The sequence below is a fragment of the Chryseobacterium culicis genome (assembly GCF_900108365.1).
Taxonomy (GTDB): Bacteria; Bacteroidota; Bacteroidia; order Flavobacteriales; family Weeksellaceae; genus Chryseobacterium; species Chryseobacterium culicis.
This window is the reverse complement of the sequence record NZ_FNWQ01000003.1, coordinates 62,482-75,734: the sequence shown is the minus strand read 5'-3', so window position 1 is coordinate 75,734 and position 13,253 is coordinate 62,482. Positions and strand designations below refer to the sequence as shown.

26 protein-coding genes are annotated in these 13,253 nt (G+C 36.5%); all 26 read left to right on the top strand.

Annotation, left to right across the window (positions count from 1 at the left end; genetic code table 11):
• The first annotated feature begins 21 nt into the window (after positions 1-21).
• The 26 genes from rplB (at position 22) to BLW74_RS11965 (ending at position 13,206) form a co-directional block, all read left to right on the top strand.
• Entirely contained in the window at positions 22-843 is an 822-nt protein-coding gene (gene rplB / locus BLW74_RS12090; RefSeq protein WP_027381305.1) for a 50S ribosomal protein L2, read from the top strand.
• Between the two features lie 2 nt (positions 844-845).
• Positions 846-1,124, top strand: coding sequence for a 30S ribosomal protein S19 (gene rpsS / locus BLW74_RS12085; protein ID WP_002983209.1), 279 nt, complete (start codon positions 846-848; stop codon positions 1,122-1,124).
• A 2-nt stretch (positions 1,125-1,126) separates the two neighbouring features.
• Positions 1,127-1,525: a 50S ribosomal protein L22 gene (gene rplV, locus BLW74_RS12080; RefSeq protein ID WP_002983214.1), complete on the top strand. Its 399-nt coding sequence runs from the start codon at positions 1,127-1,129 to the stop codon at positions 1,523-1,525.
• 7 nt (positions 1,526-1,532) lie between these two features.
• The gene (rpsC, locus tag BLW74_RS12075; protein ID WP_034694675.1) at positions 1,533-2,282 is read left to right on the top strand and encodes a 30S ribosomal protein S3; all 750 of its coding nucleotides are present in this window, start codon (positions 1,533-1,535) and stop codon (positions 2,280-2,282) included.
• A gap of 98 nt (positions 2,283-2,380) precedes the next feature.
• Positions 2,381-2,806 carry a 50S ribosomal protein L16 gene (gene rplP, locus BLW74_RS12070; RefSeq protein ID WP_029297776.1) on the top strand — a complete coding sequence of 142 codons (426 nt, stop codon included), beginning with the start codon at positions 2,381-2,383 and terminating at the stop codon, positions 2,804-2,806.
• Positions 2,807-2,818: 12 nt separating this feature from the next.
• On the top strand, positions 2,819-3,004 hold the full coding sequence (rpmC, locus tag BLW74_RS12065) for a 50S ribosomal protein L29 (RefSeq protein ID WP_027381309.1): 186 nt from the start codon (positions 2,819-2,821) through the stop codon (positions 3,002-3,004).
• Between the two features lie 12 nt (positions 3,005-3,016).
• A complete protein-coding gene (gene rpsQ, locus BLW74_RS12060; protein WP_027371715.1) occupies positions 3,017-3,271 on the top strand; it encodes a 30S ribosomal protein S17 in 255 nt (84 codons plus the stop codon).
• 2 nt (positions 3,272-3,273) lie between these two features.
• A complete protein-coding gene (gene rplN, locus BLW74_RS12055; protein ID WP_002983226.1) occupies positions 3,274-3,642 on the top strand; it encodes a 50S ribosomal protein L14 in 369 nt (122 codons plus the stop codon).
• Between the two features lie 21 nt (positions 3,643-3,663).
• Complete coding sequence (gene rplX, locus BLW74_RS12050; RefSeq protein WP_047427597.1) at positions 3,664-3,990, top strand: 50S ribosomal protein L24; 327 nt, start codon at positions 3,664-3,666, stop codon at positions 3,988-3,990.
• Between the two features lie 11 nt (positions 3,991-4,001).
• Positions 4,002-4,553 (top strand): 50S ribosomal protein L5, encoded by a 552-nt coding sequence (rplE, locus tag BLW74_RS12045; protein WP_027371713.1) that lies wholly within the window; start codon positions 4,002-4,004, stop codon positions 4,551-4,553.
• Between the two features lie 3 nt (positions 4,554-4,556).
• Positions 4,557-4,826 carry a 30S ribosomal protein S14 gene (gene rpsN / locus BLW74_RS12040; protein WP_002983233.1) on the top strand — a complete coding sequence of 90 codons (270 nt, stop codon included), beginning with the start codon at positions 4,557-4,559 and terminating at the stop codon, positions 4,824-4,826.
• Positions 4,827-4,973: 147 nt separating this feature from the next.
• The gene (rpsH, locus tag BLW74_RS12035; RefSeq protein ID WP_034694686.1) at positions 4,974-5,372 is read left to right on the top strand and encodes a 30S ribosomal protein S8; all 399 of its coding nucleotides are present in this window, start codon (positions 4,974-4,976) and stop codon (positions 5,370-5,372) included.
• Positions 5,373-5,389: 17 nt separating this feature from the next.
• Positions 5,390-5,935 carry a 50S ribosomal protein L6 gene (gene rplF, locus BLW74_RS12030; protein WP_089692684.1) on the top strand — a complete coding sequence of 182 codons (546 nt, stop codon included), beginning with the start codon at positions 5,390-5,392 and terminating at the stop codon, positions 5,933-5,935.
• 15 nt (positions 5,936-5,950) lie between these two features.
• On the top strand, positions 5,951-6,304 hold the full coding sequence (rplR, locus tag BLW74_RS12025; protein ID WP_034694689.1) for a 50S ribosomal protein L18: 354 nt from the start codon (positions 5,951-5,953) through the stop codon (positions 6,302-6,304).
• 19 nt (positions 6,305-6,323) lie between these two features.
• Positions 6,324-6,845 carry a 30S ribosomal protein S5 gene (gene rpsE, locus BLW74_RS12020; protein ID WP_045491132.1) on the top strand — a complete coding sequence of 174 codons (522 nt, stop codon included), beginning with the start codon at positions 6,324-6,326 and terminating at the stop codon, positions 6,843-6,845.
• An 11-nt stretch (positions 6,846-6,856) separates the two neighbouring features.
• Positions 6,857-7,033, top strand: coding sequence for a 50S ribosomal protein L30 (gene rpmD, locus BLW74_RS12015; RefSeq protein WP_029297759.1), 177 nt, complete (start codon positions 6,857-6,859; stop codon positions 7,031-7,033).
• A 21-nt stretch (positions 7,034-7,054) separates the two neighbouring features.
• Positions 7,055-7,504, top strand: a complete 450-nt coding sequence (rplO, locus tag BLW74_RS12010; RefSeq protein ID WP_089692683.1) for a 50S ribosomal protein L15 — start codon at positions 7,055-7,057, stop codon at positions 7,502-7,504.
• A 9-nt stretch (positions 7,505-7,513) separates the two neighbouring features.
• Complete coding sequence (gene secY, locus BLW74_RS12005; protein ID WP_089692682.1) at positions 7,514-8,893, top strand: preprotein translocase subunit SecY; 1,380 nt, start codon at positions 7,514-7,516, stop codon at positions 8,891-8,893.
• Positions 8,894-8,896: 3 nt separating this feature from the next.
• Positions 8,897-9,112, top strand: a complete 216-nt coding sequence (gene infA / locus BLW74_RS12000) for a translation initiation factor IF-1 (RefSeq protein ID WP_027381317.1) — start codon at positions 8,897-8,899, stop codon at positions 9,110-9,112.
• A 63-nt stretch (positions 9,113-9,175) separates the two neighbouring features.
• On the top strand, positions 9,176-9,292 hold the full coding sequence (gene rpmJ, locus BLW74_RS11995; RefSeq protein ID WP_007839480.1) for a 50S ribosomal protein L36: 117 nt from the start codon (positions 9,176-9,178) through the stop codon (positions 9,290-9,292).
• A 7-nt stretch (positions 9,293-9,299) separates the two neighbouring features.
• Positions 9,300-9,677 carry a 30S ribosomal protein S13 gene (rpsM, locus tag BLW74_RS11990; RefSeq protein ID WP_002983260.1) on the top strand — a complete coding sequence of 126 codons (378 nt, stop codon included), beginning with the start codon at positions 9,300-9,302 and terminating at the stop codon, positions 9,675-9,677.
• A gap of 12 nt (positions 9,678-9,689) precedes the next feature.
• Entirely contained in the window at positions 9,690-10,079 is a 390-nt protein-coding gene (gene rpsK / locus BLW74_RS11985; protein ID WP_002983263.1) for a 30S ribosomal protein S11, read from the top strand.
• A gap of 19 nt (positions 10,080-10,098) precedes the next feature.
• Positions 10,099-10,707: a 30S ribosomal protein S4 gene (rpsD, locus tag BLW74_RS11980; protein WP_047096812.1), complete on the top strand. Its 609-nt coding sequence runs from the start codon at positions 10,099-10,101 to the stop codon at positions 10,705-10,707.
• A gap of 33 nt (positions 10,708-10,740) precedes the next feature.
• On the top strand, positions 10,741-11,736 hold the full coding sequence (locus tag BLW74_RS11975; RefSeq protein ID WP_047376582.1) for a DNA-directed RNA polymerase subunit alpha: 996 nt from the start codon (positions 10,741-10,743) through the stop codon (positions 11,734-11,736).
• Positions 11,737-11,742: 6 nt separating this feature from the next.
• Positions 11,743-12,264: a 50S ribosomal protein L17 gene (rplQ, locus tag BLW74_RS11970; RefSeq protein ID WP_089692681.1), complete on the top strand. Its 522-nt coding sequence runs from the start codon at positions 11,743-11,745 to the stop codon at positions 12,262-12,264.
• Between the two features lie 117 nt (positions 12,265-12,381).
• Positions 12,382-13,206 carry an N-acetylmuramoyl-L-alanine amidase gene (locus tag BLW74_RS11965; protein ID WP_089692680.1) on the top strand — a complete coding sequence of 275 codons (825 nt, stop codon included), beginning with the start codon at positions 12,382-12,384 and terminating at the stop codon, positions 13,204-13,206.
• Positions 13,207-13,253 lie beyond the last annotated feature (47 nt).

Here is a 13,253-nt window from a genome sequence, read left to right as displayed (position 1 = left end):
TATTAATTATAAATAATAGTAATGTCTGTTAGAAAATTAAAACCTATCACCCCGGGACAGAGATTCAGAATTGTAAACAATTTTGAGGAAATTACTACCAACAAACCAGAGAAATCTCTTACCGTTGGTATTAAAAAGTCAGGTGGACGTAACCAAACAGGTAAAATGACCATGCGTTACACCGGAGGTGGACACAAAAAGAAATACAGAATTATTGACTTCAAAAGAAACAAAGCAAACGTTGAAGCCACTGTAAAATCTGTAGAATACGATCCAAACAGAACTGCATTTATCGCTTTATTAGAGTACGCAGACGGAGAGAAGAGATATATCATCGCTCCAAACGGTATCAAAGTTGATCAGAAAGTAGTATCAGGAGAAAGCGTTGAGCCAAACGTAGGTAACGCAATGAAATTGAAAAATATTCCATTGGGTACTGTGATCTCTTGTGTTGAAATGAAGCCTGGACAAGGTGCAATTTTAGCAAGAAGTGCTGGTTCTTCAGCTCAATTAACTTCCAGAGACGGAAAATATGCAATCATCAAATTGCCTTCAGGAGAATCCAGAATGATCCTTACTGAATGTATGGCAATGATTGGTTCTGTTTCCAACTCAGATCACCAATTAACGGTATCAGGTAAGGCTGGTAGAAGCAGATGGTTAGGTAGAAGACCTAGAACAAGAGCGGTTGTAATGAACCCGGTAGATCACCCAATGGGTGGTGGTGAAGGACGTTCTTCAGGAGGTCACCCAAGATCTAGAAACGGTAAACCGGCTAAAGGTTACAAAACTAGAAAGAAAAACAAAGTGTCTAACCGTTACATCGTATCTAAAAGAAAATAATTATGGCAAGATCACTTAAAAAAGGACCGTTCATTCATCATACTTTAGATAAGAAGGTTCAGGCAAATATAGAGTCTGGTAAGAAGACAGTTATCAAAACTTGGTCTAGAGCATCGATGATCTCTCCGGACTTCGTAGGACAAACTATTGCAGTACACAACGGGAAATCTTTTATCCCGGTTTACGTTACTGAAAACATGGTTGGTCACAAGTTAGGCGAATTTTCTCCAACAAGATCTTTCAGAGGTCATGGTGGTAACAAAAACAAAGGAAGCAGATAATCATGGGATCAAGAAAACAAGATAGTTCAATCGCAAGAAAAGAAGCTAACAAAGACGTTGTAAAAGCTTCATTAAATAATTGCCCGTCTTCTCCAAGAAAAATGAGATTAGTTGCTGATATCATTAGAGGAGAGCAGGTAGACAAAGCACTTTATATCTTAAAATATTCTAAGAAGGATGCTTCTAACAAGTTAGAAAAATTACTTCTTTCTGCTATGGCTAACTGGCAAGTGAAAAACGAAGGTGCAGACATTGAGGAAGCAAACCTTATCGTTAAAGAAATATTTGTGGATAGTGCAAGACAATTGAAGAGACTAAGACCAGCTCCGCAAGGTAGAGGGTATAGAATCAGAAAAAGATCTAACCACGTTACATTAATCTTAGGTAACAAAGAAAATTAATCAAGGTATGGGACAGAAGACAAATCCAATTGGTAACAGATTAGGTATCATCAGAGGATGGGATTCTAACTGGTTTGGTGGAAACGATTATGGAGACAGAATCGCTGAAGACTACAAAATCAGAAGATACCTTGAAGCTAGATTATCTAAAGGTGGTATTTCAAAAATTTATATTGAAAGAACTTTAAAATTAGTTACAGTAACTATTACTACTGCTAGACCGGGACTTATCATCGGTAAAGGAGGTCAGGAAGTTGATAAATTGAAAGAAGAGTTGAAGAAACTTACAGGTAAGGATATTCAAATCAACATTTTCGAAATCAAAAGACCTGAATTAGATGCTGTATTGGTTGCTGATAGTATTTCTAAGCAAATTGAAAACAGAATTTCTTACAGAAGAGCTGTTAAAATGGCAATGGCAAGTACTATGAGAATGGGTGCTGAAGGTATTAAAGTTCAAATCTCCGGTAGATTGAACGGAGCTGAAATGGCAAGATCAGAATCTTTCAAAGAAGGAAGAATTCCATTGTCAACTTTCAGAGCTGATATCGATTACCACTGGGCAGAAGCTCACACTACTTACGGTAGACTAGGAGTAAAAGTTTGGATTATGAAAGGTGAAGTTTACGGTAAAAGAGAACTTTCTCCATTAGTAGGACAACAGAAAAAAGGAGGTCAGTCAGACAGAGGAAACAGAGGAGGAGACAGAGACAACAGAAGACCTAGAAAAAACAACAACAATAACAATAATAATTAAAATTTTAGATTAGAAATTTTGAATTTTAAATTACCGTTACTTTTTTAAAATTAAAAAAAATCTAAAATCTAAAATCTAAAATCTAAAATTTAGAAATTATGTTACAACCAAAAAGAACCAAATTCCGTAGAGTTCATAAGATGAAGATGAAGGGGAATGCCCAGAGAGGTAGTCAACTTGCTTACGGAACTTTTGGGATCAAAGCAACGGAAGGAGCTTGGATCACTGCAAGACAGATTGAAGCAGCTCGTATCGCTGCGACAAGATATATGAAGAGAGAAGGTCAACTATGGATCAAAATCTTCCCAGATAAGCCAATTACTAAAAAACCAGCGGAAGTACGTATGGGTAAAGGTAAAGGTGCTGTTGAATATTGGGTAGCTGTAGTAAAACCAGGTAAAATTATGTTCGAAATCGGAGGGGTACCTTACGATATCGCAAAGGAAGCTTTAAGACTTGCTGCACAAAAATTACCAGTAGTTACTAAATTCATCGTTGCTAACGATTTTGTTAAACCTCTATAATCTTTGAATACAATGAAAAAAGCTGATATTAAAAATTTAAGCGCGGGTGATATTCAAGCTCAATTAACTGAAGCAAAAGCTCAATATTCTAAATTGAAATTGGCTCATGCAATCAGCCCAATTGAAAACCCGATTCAAATCAGAGATTTGAGAAAAACAATCGCAAGACTAAACACTGAGTTAACTAACAAACAATAATTTCATTTTACAATGGATAGAAATTTAAGAAAAGAAAGAATCGGAGTGGTTTCCAGCAATAAAATGGAAAAAACTATTGTTGTTAGTGAAACTACAAGAGTAAAGCACCCGATGTACGGTAAATTCGTTTTGAAAACGAAAAAATATACTGCACACGACGAGAACAACGAATGCACAGAAGGTGATACAGTTTTGATCCAAGAAACTAGACCTTTGAGCAAGAGCAAGAGATGGAGATTAGTAAGAATCATTGAAAAAGCTAAGTAATAATGTTACAAACAGAATCAAGATTAAAAGTTGCTGATAACACAGGTGCTAAAGAAGTACTGGTTATCAGAGTTCTGGGAGGAACCAGAAGAAGATATGCTTCAGTTGGTGATAAAATCGTTGTTACTATCAAGGATTCTACACCATCAGGAAACGCTAAAAAAGGTCAGGTATCTAAAGCTGTAGTAGTAAGAACTAAAAAAGCAGTAAGAAGAAAAGATGGATCATACATCAAGTTCGACGACAATGCTTGTGTATTACTAAACGCAGCGGGAGAAATGAGAGGAACACGTGTTTTCGGACCGGTTGCTCGTGAGTTGAGAGACAAAGAATATATGAAAATCATTTCATTAGCTCCTGAAGTACTTTAATTTTTAAAATTTTTAAAAGAAATGTCAAAGTTAAAAATAAAAAGAGGAGATAACGTAATCATTACTACTGGTAAGAAAGATATCAAAGGTAAGACTGGTGAAGTTATTGAAGTGATCAAGAAAGAAGGTAGAGACCCAAGAGTAATCGTTGCAGGACTTAACATCGTTAAAAAACACGTTAAGCCTTCAGCTTCTAACCCTCAGGGAGGAATTACTGAAAAGGAAGCTTCTATTCATATCTCAAACGTTGCTTTAGTTGGTAAAGACGGAAAAGCAATCAAAATCGGTTACAAAATCGAAGGAGATAAGAAAGTAAGAATTAACAAAAAAACGGGTGAAACTTTATAATTTGAATTAACATGGAATTTATAGCAAGACCCAAAAAAGCATATAAAGAAACAATTGTTCCTGCAATGATGGAAGAATTCGGGTACAAGTCAATCATGCAAGTACCTAGATTAGAGAAAATCGTTGTATCACAAGGTTTAGGAGATGCTACTGCAGATAAGAAAATTATTGATTATGCTGTAGAAGAATTAACGAACATCACAGGTCAGAAAGCAGTAGGTACAATCTCTAAGAAAGACGAAGCTGCATTCAAACTTAGAAAAGGAATGCCTGTAGGTGCAAAAGTAACTTTGAGAGCTCAGAGAATGTATGAGTTCTTAGACAGACTTACTTCTTCTGCTTTACCACGTATCAGAGATTTCTCTGGAATCAAAGCAGATGGTTTCGATGGTAGAGGTAACTACAACTTAGGTATTACTGAGCAAATTATCTTCCCTGAAATCGTAATTGACAAAGTGAAAAAAATCCAGGGGATGGACATCACTTTCGTTACTACAGCGAAAACAGATAAAGAAGCTAAAGCATTATTAACTCACTTCGGTTTACCATTTAAAAAGAACTAAGAAATGGCTAAAGAATCAATGAAAGCGCGTGAGCGCAAAAGAGAAGCACTAGTTGCTAAATACGCTGCTAAAAGACAAGCTCTTAAAGAAGCTGGTGATTACGAAGGACTTCAAAAATTGCCTAAAAATGCTTCTCCTGTAAGATTACACAACAGATGTAAACTAACAGGTAGACCAAGAGGATACATGAGAACGTTCGGTATTTCCAGAGTAACTTTCAGAGAAATGGCTAACAACGGTCTTATCCCAGGGGTAAGAAAAGCTAGTTGGTAATAATTACTAATTAAAAATCGGGACAATTAAGTTGTCTAGATACTAAAGAATAAAAATATCAGACCGAAGATTTCTGACGTCTGATATTTTAATCTTCAAGTCTTTTCAATACTGATTGTTCTTTAACCAATAATTTATAAAAGAAAAATGGTAACAGATCCAATTTCAGATTTCCTAACAAGAGTAAGGAACGCACAAAGCGCAGGCCACAAAGTGGTGGAAATTCCTGCATCGAAAATCAAAAAGGAGATTACTAAGATCCTATTTGATCAAGGGTATATCTTAAACTACAAGTTTGAAGATAACGCTGTTCAAGGAGTGATCAAAATCGCTTTAAAGTACGATAAGCAAACCAACAAACCAGCTATCAAGTCTATCCAAAGAGCTTCTAGACCAGGTTTGAGACAGTACAAAGGTTCTACTGAACTTCCAAGAGTACTAAACGGTTTGGGTATTTCTATCATCTCTACTTCTAAAGGAGTAATGACTGACAAGAAAGCTAGAGAAGAGAAAGTAGGCGGTGAAGTAATCTGCTATGTTTATTAATTTTTAATCAGAGGAAAATGTCAAGAATTGGTAAAGCAATTATAACAATTCCAGCAGGAGTTACAATCACTGAAAACAACGGTGTAGTAACGGTAAAAGGAGCTAAAGGAGAACTTTCTCAGGAGCTTACAGCAGGAATTACTTTAGAACAGAAAGATGGTGAACTTAACGTAAACAGACCATCTGATTCTAAACAACACAAAGCGCTTCACGGTTTATACAGAGCGTTGATCGCCAACATGATCGTAGGTGTATCAGAAGGTTTCGAAAAGAAACTAGAACTAGTAGGGGTAGGATACAGAGCTTCTCACGCAGGTCAAAAACTTGAGTTAGCTTTAGGATTCTCTCACGGTATCGTATTGGAACTTCCAAACGAAGTAAAAGTAGATACATTGACTGAAAAAGGTAAAAACCCAATTATTACTTTAACGTCTCACGACAAACAACTTCTAGGAATGGTTACTGCAAAGATCCGTTCTTTCAGAAAGCCTGAGCCATACAAAGGAAAAGGTGTGAAATTCGTAGGAGAAATTGTTAGACGTAAAGCTGGTAAATCTGCTTAATAAATTATAAGTATTATGGCATTAAGTAAATTAGAAAAAAGAATAAGAATCAAAAGAAGAGTAAGAGGGAAAATCTCTGGATCTTCTGAATTGCCAAGATTATCTGTATATAAAAGTAATAAGGAAATTTACGCTCAGTTAATCGACGATAAAAATGGTAAAACTTTAGCATCAGCTTCTTCCAGAGAGAAAGGGGTAGACGCTAAAGGTACTAAGACTGAAGTTTCTGCTGCTGTTGGTAAAGCTATCGCTGCTAAAGCTATCGCTGCAGGAATCGAAAGTATTGTATTTGACAGAAACGGATTCGTATACCACGGTAGAGTAAAAGCTCTGGCTGATGGTGCAAGAGAAGGTGGACTTAAATTCTAATCATTAAATTTCGGAAAATATGTTAGGACTAGATAATATAGAAAGAGTAAAACCGGGAGGATTAGAATTAAAAGATCGTCTCGTAGCTGTTAACAGAGTAACAAAAGTAACAAAAGGAGGTAGAGCTTTCGGATTTTCTGCTATTGTTGTAGTAGGTAACGAAGAAGGTATCATCGGTTTCGGTTTAGGAAAATCTAAAGAGGTAGCTTCTGCAATTGCTAAAGCAGTTGAAGACGCTAAGAAAAACCTGGTTAAAGTTCCTGTAATGAACCACACTATCCCTCACCAAACTACTGCCAGATACGGTGGTGCAGACATCTTCTTAAGACCTGCTTCCCACGGTACAGGACTTATCGCCGGTGGTGCGGTAAGAGCGGTATTGGAATCTGCTGGTATTCACGATATCCTTTCAAAATCTAAAGGATCTTCTAACCCTCACAACGTAGTGAAAGCTACTTTCAAAGCGTTATTAGACATCAGAAGACCTGAAGAAATCGCTAGAATGAGAGGAGTTTCTCTAAGTAAAGTGTTTAACGGTTAATCAATAAAGCAATGGCAACAATTAAAGTAAAGCAAGTAAGAAGCGCTATTGGTAGAACAAAAACCCAAAAGAGAACGCTTGAAGCATTAGGATTAAAGAAACTTCACCAAGTTGTAGAACATGAAGCTACTCCTTCTATCTTAGGAATGATAGCTGCAGTGAGCCACTTACTTGAAGTTCAAAAATAATTTTAAAAAAGAGAAATTAAAATGAATTTAAATAACATACAACCTGCTGCAGGATCTACTTTCAACTCAAAAAGAATTGGTAGAGGTCAGGGTAGCGGAAAAGGAGGTACTTCAACAAAAGGACACAAAGGTCAGAAAGCTAGAGCTGGTTATTCTCAGAAAATCGGTTTCGAAGGTGGTCAGATGCCTTTACAAAGAAGATTACCTAAATTCGGATTCAAAAACGTAAACAGAAAAGAGTTTAGAGGTGTGAACCTTGATACTATTCAAACTTTAATCGAGAACAAATCCATCACCGGAGATATCACGAAAGAAGTTTTAGTAGAAAACGGGATCGTTTCTAAAAACGAATTAGTGAAAATTATGGGTAGAGGAGAATTGAAATCTGCGGTTTCAATCTCTGCTGACAAATTCACTAAATCTGCTGAAGAGCTTATTGCTAAAGCAGGTGGAAAAGCAATTACCTTATAATACTTACTAATGAAAGAATTTATACAAACACTTAAAAATATTTGGAGTCTTAAAGAACTTAGAGATAAAATTCTCTTCACTTTAGGGATTATCCTTGTGTATAGATTCGCATCTTATATTTCACTTCCCGCAATTAACCTTGCAGAAGTGGGAGATCTCTTAGAGCATTATAAAAATCAAGGCGGTAACAAGCAAGGAGCAGGTCTCCTTGGCTTGCTTTCGTCGTTTACGGGGGGGGCTTTCAGCCACGCGTCCGTAATGGCGTTAGGTATCATGCCTTATATTTCTGCTTCTATTATTGTTCAGTTGATGGGAATGGCTATTCCTTATCTTCAGAAGCTTCAGAAAGATGGAGAGTCCGGTAGAAATACATTGAACCAAATTACAAGATGGTTAACGATTGGAGTTTGTCTGGTACAGGCACCTTCTTACTTAACTTCTATTACTCAATTATTCTTACCATATGCTCAGTTCCAGTCTGCATACTTTGTAGAGCCCAATTCTATCATGTTCTGGTTGCCAAGTATTGTGATCTTGGTTGCTGGTTCAGTATTCGCAATGTGGTTAGGTGAAAAAATCACCGACAAAGGTATCGGAAACGGTATCTCTATCCTTATTATGGTGGGGATCCTTTCAAGATTACCGGAGGCATTCGTTCAGGAAATGGCCGTGCAGAACGGAAAAGGAGGAATGGGATCTATCATGATCCTTATTGAAGTATTATTCTGGATGGTGGTAGTTCTTTTAGCGGTGATCTTATCAGTTGCTGTTAGAAAAATTCCAATTCAGTATGTAAGCAGAGCTCAAGCAAGAGGAGGTGTAAACAGAAATCTTATGCAGGGAGCAAGACAATGGATCCCATTGAAAGTAAATGCTGCTGGTGTAATGCCGATTATCTTTGCTCAGGCATTGATGTTCGTACCAGGATTATTAACAAAATTTGATGAATCCAATACTTTTCTTGCAGGTTTCAAGAATGTTTTTAGCTGGCAGTACAACGTATTGTTTGCCCTATTAATTATTATCTTCTCGTTTTTCTATACTGCAATTACAATTCCGGTAAACCAAATGGCTGATGATTTGAAGAGAAATGGAGGTTTAGTACCGAAAGTAAGACCAGGAAAAGAGACCGCTGATTATTTAGATGATATTTTATCAAAAATTACCTTGCCAGGTGCAATATTTTTGTCTATCTTTGCAATCCTTCCGGCAATTGTGCATGGAACCTTTGTTCAGACAGATGCGTTTGCCCTATTTTTCGGGGGAACGTCACTATTAATCATGGTGGGCGTAATTTTAGATACAGTTCAACAGATTAATACCTATCTGCTGAACCATCATTATGATGGCTTAATGCAGTCTAAATTATCAAGAACGACTGGATATTAATTTATGGCAAAACAAAAACATATTGAACAAGACGGCGTTATAACGGAAGCACTTTCGAACGCTCAGTTCCGTGTAGAACTAGAAAATGGGCATATTCTTATCGCTCATATTTCTGGTAAAATGAGAATGCATTATATTAAACTTTTACCCGGTGATAAGGTAAAATTAGAAATGTCTCCTTATGATTTATCAAAAGGGAGAATCACATTTAGATATTAAACAAACGCCAAATGGAGTCCTAGGTCTCCATTTGGCTATTGTTAAAAAATAAATACTATCAAAATGAAAGTAAGAGCATCAATTAAAAAAAGAAGCGCTGATTGCAAAATCGTACGCAGAAAAGGTGTACTGTTCGTAATCAACAAGAAGAACCCAAAATTTAAACAAAGACAAGGTTAATTAAATTATGGCGAGAATTGCAGGTATTGATTTACCAAAAAACAAAAGAGGAGTTATCGGTTTAACTTACATTTACGGAGTAGGAAGAAGTACTTCTTCTGAAATCCTTAAAGCTGCCGGTATCAGCGAAGACAAAAAAGTCAACGAATGGAATGACGATGAATTGGCTGCCATCAGAACATATATCTCAGAAAACGTAAAAGTAGAAGGAGAATTAAGATCTGAAGTGCAATTGAACATCAAGAGATTGATGGACATAGGATGCCAACGAGGAATACGTCACAGACTTGGATTACCTTTAAGAGGCCAGAGAACGAAAAACAACTCTAGAACCCGAAAAGGAAAGAGAAAAACTGTTGCTAACAAGAAAAAAGCTAGTAAATAATCGTTAGGAATTATGGCAAAACAAACTAAAGTAGTTAAGAAAAGAAAAGTAAAAGTTGAAGCTATTGGTGAAGCTCATATTCAGGCTTCTTTCAATAACATCATCATTTCTTTAACAAATAAAAACGGAGAGGTTATCTCTTGGGCTTCTGCCGGTAAAATGGGTTTCAGAGGTTCTAAAAAGAATACTCCATTTGCTGCTCAGATGGCAGCTGAAAATTGCTCTGCTGTAGCTCACGAAGCTGGTTTAAGAAGAGTAAAGGTGTTTGTGAAAGGTCCAGGGGCAGGTAGAGAATCTGCTATCAGATCTATCCACAATTCAGGAATTGAAGTTAGCGAAATCATTGATGTGACTCCTATGCCGCACAATGGATGTAGACCACCAAAAAGAAGAAGAGTTTAATTTTTAGAATTTACCCATTATGGCAAGATATATTGGACCTAAAACTAAGATTGCTAGAAAGTTTGGTGCTGCAATCTACGGAGATGACAAAAACTTCGAAAAAAGAAAGAACCAACCGCCAGGACAACACGGTCCTAACAAAAGAAGAGGTGCTAAAAAATCAGAATATGCAGTTCAGTTAGCAGAAAAACAAAAAGCTAAATATACATACGGTATTTTAGAAAGACAGTTTGCTAACTTATTTGAAAAAGCACACAGAAGCAAAGGAGTAACTGGTGAAGTTCTATTACAACTTTGTGAATCAAGATTGGATAACGTAGTATACAGATTAGGTTTTGCTAAAACCAGATCCGGAGCTAGACAGTTAGTTTCTCACAGACACATCACAGTGAACGGAGAGATTCTTAACATCCCTTCTTACTTGGTAAAAGCTGGTGATGTTATCACCGTAAGAGAAAAGTCTAAGTCTCTTGAGGTTGTTACCAATGCATTGGCTTCTAAGTCAAACTATGAGTGGTTACAATTCAACGATGAGAAGAAAGAAGGTACCTTCATTTCTGCTCCTGAAAGAATCCAAATTCCGGAGGACATTAAGGAGAACCTTATCGTCGAACTTTACTCTAAATAATTTTTTAATCAAATTTTTGCTCAACCCAATAATATGGCAATTTTACAATTCATAAAACCCGATAAAGTAATTTTACTTAACTCTGATGAATTTAAAGGTCAATTTGAATTCAGACCTTTAGAACCAGGTTTCGGGCTTACAATCGGTAATGCTTTGAGAAGAGTGTTGCTTTCTTCTCTGGAAGGATACGCTATTTCATCTATCAAAATAGAAGGTGTAGAGCACGAATTTTCAACTATTCCAGGAGTAATCGAAGACGTTACCGAAATTATTCTTAACCTTAAGCAGGTAAGATTAAAAGCTGCAGCAGAAGGCCAGGCTAACGAGCAGGTTGTTGCTAAAGTTTCAGGTCAAACGGTTATTACTGCTGGTGATTTAGGAAAGTCTATCAATGGATTCGAGGTTTTAAACCCGGATTTAGTGATCTGCAACCTAAACAGTGATGTAACTTTCGAAATTACTTTCAATATTGAAAAAGGTAGAGGGTATGTTCCTTCTGAACAAAATAAGTCAAACAACGCTCCAGTAGGAACTATTGCTATCGACTCTATTTTTACGCCGATCAAGAAAGTACAATACAGCATTGAAAATTATCGTGTAGAGCAAAAAACAGACTACGAAAAACTTGTATTAGATATAGAAACTGATGGGTCTATCAGCCCTCAGAACGCTTTAACAGAAGCTTCTAAGATATTAATTTATCACTTCATGCTATTCTCTGATGAGAGAATCACGCTTGAAACTGAAGCGGTAAAAGCATCTATCCAGTACGATGAAGAAACGCTTCACACAAGACAACTTCTTAAGTCTAAATTAGCAGATATGGATCTTTCCGTAAGAGCCCTTAACTGTCTTAAAGCTGCGGAAGTAGAAACGCTTGGAGAATTGGTTTCTTACAGTAAGTCTGATTTGATGAAATTCAGAAATTTTGGTAAAAAATCTTTGACAGAACTAGAAGAATTAGTGCATTCAAAAGGTCTTAACTTCGGTTTCGACGTTGCAAAATATAAGTTAGACGCTGATAAATAATTAATAATGAGACACGGTAAAAAATTCAATCACTTAGGAAGAACAGCTTCTCACAGAAGTGCTTTACTTTCTAATATGGCTTGTTCTCTAATTGAGCATAAAAGAATCAACACTACTGTTGCTAAAGCTAAAGCTTTAAGAGTATATGTTGAGCCTCTATTAACAAAAGCAAAAGAAGATACTACACACAACAGAAGAGTAGTATTCTCTTACCTTCAAAATAAATTTGCGGTTGCTGAATTATTCAGAACTGTAGCTCCTAAAATCGCTGAAAGAAACGGTGGTTATACAAGAATCATCAAGACAGGATTCAGACCAGGTGATGCTGCTGATACTGCTCTTATCGAACTGGTAGATTTCAACGAGCTTTACAACCCTAATGCTGAAGAGAAAAAAGCTACAAGAAGAAGCAGAAGATCAACTGCTGCTACTAAAAAAGCTGAAGCAGTAGTTGCTGATGCTCCTGTAGTAGAAGAAAAAGTAGAAGAAGCTAAAGCTGATACTACTGAAGAAAAAACTGAAGAATAATCATATTTTTTCAGATATTTAAAAAAAACCATTCGTTTTTCGGATGGTTTTTTTTATTTCGTTAATGTTTAATTAATATATTTAGAATAACTTTGAGGGTTTAAAAAAATCTTGGTCATGATTATCATAAAAGATAAGTTAGGAAAAACAATTTCCGGGGAGAGCATTAGCTTTATAGAAACTCCCAATAAAGAGGGAATTATTATTCCTGAATACATTATCATTCATTTTACGGCGGGAAGGGGAGCTGAAAATTCAATAAACTGGTTTAAAGATCCTACAGCAAAAGCTTCAGCACATGTTATTATAGATAGTGATGGCAGGATTACCCAAATGGTTGAATTCAATAAAAAAGCCTGGCATGCGGGAAGAAGCAGATGGGCAGACCGCTCAGGGTTTAATGATTTTTCCATTGGTATTGAACTTGAAAATCCCGGAAGGCTTACCAAAGTGAATGAAAGATTCTATGCATGGTTTGAAAAAGAATATTCAAAGGATGTAGTAGTAACGGCAAAGCACAAACATGAAAACGAAACTTCATACTGGCACAGCTTTACCGAGAAACAACTGGAAACGTGCTTTCAGGTTTGTAAGCTTCTGATGGAAACTTACCATATTAAAAATATTCTGGGGCATGATGATATTGCGCCTTTCAGAAAGAATGATCCCGGACCTGCATTTCCTATGGAGAACTTCAGGGCAAAGCTGTTAGGAAGAGAAGATGATACCGCAGACATGTATAAAGTGAATGCTGAGTATGCCAATGTAAGAAATGGTGCAGGAACTGAATTTGAAGCTATTGTAGAGCTTAAAAAAGATACTCAGGTTGAATTTATACAAAGTAAACTGGGCTGGTTTTATGTGTATGTGTTGTTTAAGCCGGGGAAAGACGGTGAACCAATCTATGGATGGATCAACAGTGATTTGCTTAAAAAGATTTAATATTATAAAAATAAAAATGTCCCACCTAGGTTTTGGGACATTTTTAT

What these genes read in the sequence shown, in the direction of transcription:
- rpsC (WP_034694675.1), top strand. Translation starts at nt 1,533, where the DNA reads ATGGGACAGAAGACAAATCCAATTGGTAACAGATTAGGTATCATCAGA.
- rplX (WP_047427597.1), top strand. Translation starts at nt 3,664, where the DNA reads ATGTCAAAGTTAAAAATAAAAAGAGGAGATAACGTAATCATTACTACT.
- rplF (WP_089692684.1), top strand. Translation starts at nt 5,390, where the DNA reads ATGTCAAGAATTGGTAAAGCAATTATAACAATTCCAGCAGGAGTTACA.
- rpsN (WP_002983233.1), top strand. Translation starts at nt 4,557, where the DNA reads ATGGCTAAAGAATCAATGAAAGCGCGTGAGCGCAAAAGAGAAGCACTA.
- rplO (WP_089692683.1), top strand. Translation starts at nt 7,055, where the DNA reads ATGAATTTAAATAACATACAACCTGCTGCAGGATCTACTTTCAACTCA.
- rplV (WP_002983214.1), top strand. Translation starts at nt 1,127, where the DNA reads ATGGGATCAAGAAAACAAGATAGTTCAATCGCAAGAAAAGAAGCTAAC.
- rpmD (WP_029297759.1), top strand. Translation starts at nt 6,857, where the DNA reads ATGGCAACAATTAAAGTAAAGCAAGTAAGAAGCGCTATTGGTAGAACA.
- rplP (WP_029297776.1), top strand. Translation starts at nt 2,381, where the DNA reads ATGTTACAACCAAAAAGAACCAAATTCCGTAGAGTTCATAAGATGAAG.
- rpsK (WP_002983263.1), top strand. Translation starts at nt 9,690, where the DNA reads ATGGCAAAACAAACTAAAGTAGTTAAGAAAAGAAAAGTAAAAGTTGAA.
- rpsH (WP_034694686.1), top strand. Translation starts at nt 4,974, where the DNA reads ATGGTAACAGATCCAATTTCAGATTTCCTAACAAGAGTAAGGAACGCA.
- rplB (WP_027381305.1), top strand. Translation starts at nt 22, where the DNA reads ATGTCTGTTAGAAAATTAAAACCTATCACCCCGGGACAGAGATTCAGA.
- rpsE (WP_045491132.1), top strand. Translation starts at nt 6,324, where the DNA reads ATGTTAGGACTAGATAATATAGAAAGAGTAAAACCGGGAGGATTAGAA.
- rplE (WP_027371713.1), top strand. Translation starts at nt 4,002, where the DNA reads ATGGAATTTATAGCAAGACCCAAAAAAGCATATAAAGAAACAATTGTT.
- rpsS (WP_002983209.1), top strand. Translation starts at nt 846, where the DNA reads ATGGCAAGATCACTTAAAAAAGGACCGTTCATTCATCATACTTTAGAT.
- secY (WP_089692682.1), top strand. Translation starts at nt 7,514, where the DNA reads ATGAAAGAATTTATACAAACACTTAAAAATATTTGGAGTCTTAAAGAA.
- rplQ (WP_089692681.1), top strand. Translation starts at nt 11,743, where the DNA reads ATGAGACACGGTAAAAAATTCAATCACTTAGGAAGAACAGCTTCTCAC.
- rplN (WP_002983226.1), top strand. Translation starts at nt 3,274, where the DNA reads ATGTTACAAACAGAATCAAGATTAAAAGTTGCTGATAACACAGGTGCT.
- rpmJ (WP_007839480.1), top strand. Translation starts at nt 9,176, where the DNA reads ATGAAAGTAAGAGCATCAATTAAAAAAAGAAGCGCTGATTGCAAAATC.
- rpmC (WP_027381309.1), top strand. Translation starts at nt 2,819, where the DNA reads ATGAAAAAAGCTGATATTAAAAATTTAAGCGCGGGTGATATTCAAGCT.
- rpsD (WP_047096812.1), top strand. Translation starts at nt 10,099, where the DNA reads ATGGCAAGATATATTGGACCTAAAACTAAGATTGCTAGAAAGTTTGGT.
- infA (WP_027381317.1), top strand. Translation starts at nt 8,897, where the DNA reads ATGGCAAAACAAAAACATATTGAACAAGACGGCGTTATAACGGAAGCA.
- BLW74_RS11975 (WP_047376582.1), top strand. Translation starts at nt 10,741, where the DNA reads ATGGCAATTTTACAATTCATAAAACCCGATAAAGTAATTTTACTTAAC.
- BLW74_RS11965 (WP_089692680.1), top strand. Translation starts at nt 12,382, where the DNA reads ATGATTATCATAAAAGATAAGTTAGGAAAAACAATTTCCGGGGAGAGC.
- rpsM (WP_002983260.1), top strand. Translation starts at nt 9,300, where the DNA reads ATGGCGAGAATTGCAGGTATTGATTTACCAAAAAACAAAAGAGGAGTT.
- rpsQ (WP_027371715.1), top strand. Translation starts at nt 3,017, where the DNA reads ATGGATAGAAATTTAAGAAAAGAAAGAATCGGAGTGGTTTCCAGCAAT.
- rplR (WP_034694689.1), top strand. Translation starts at nt 5,951, where the DNA reads ATGGCATTAAGTAAATTAGAAAAAAGAATAAGAATCAAAAGAAGAGTA.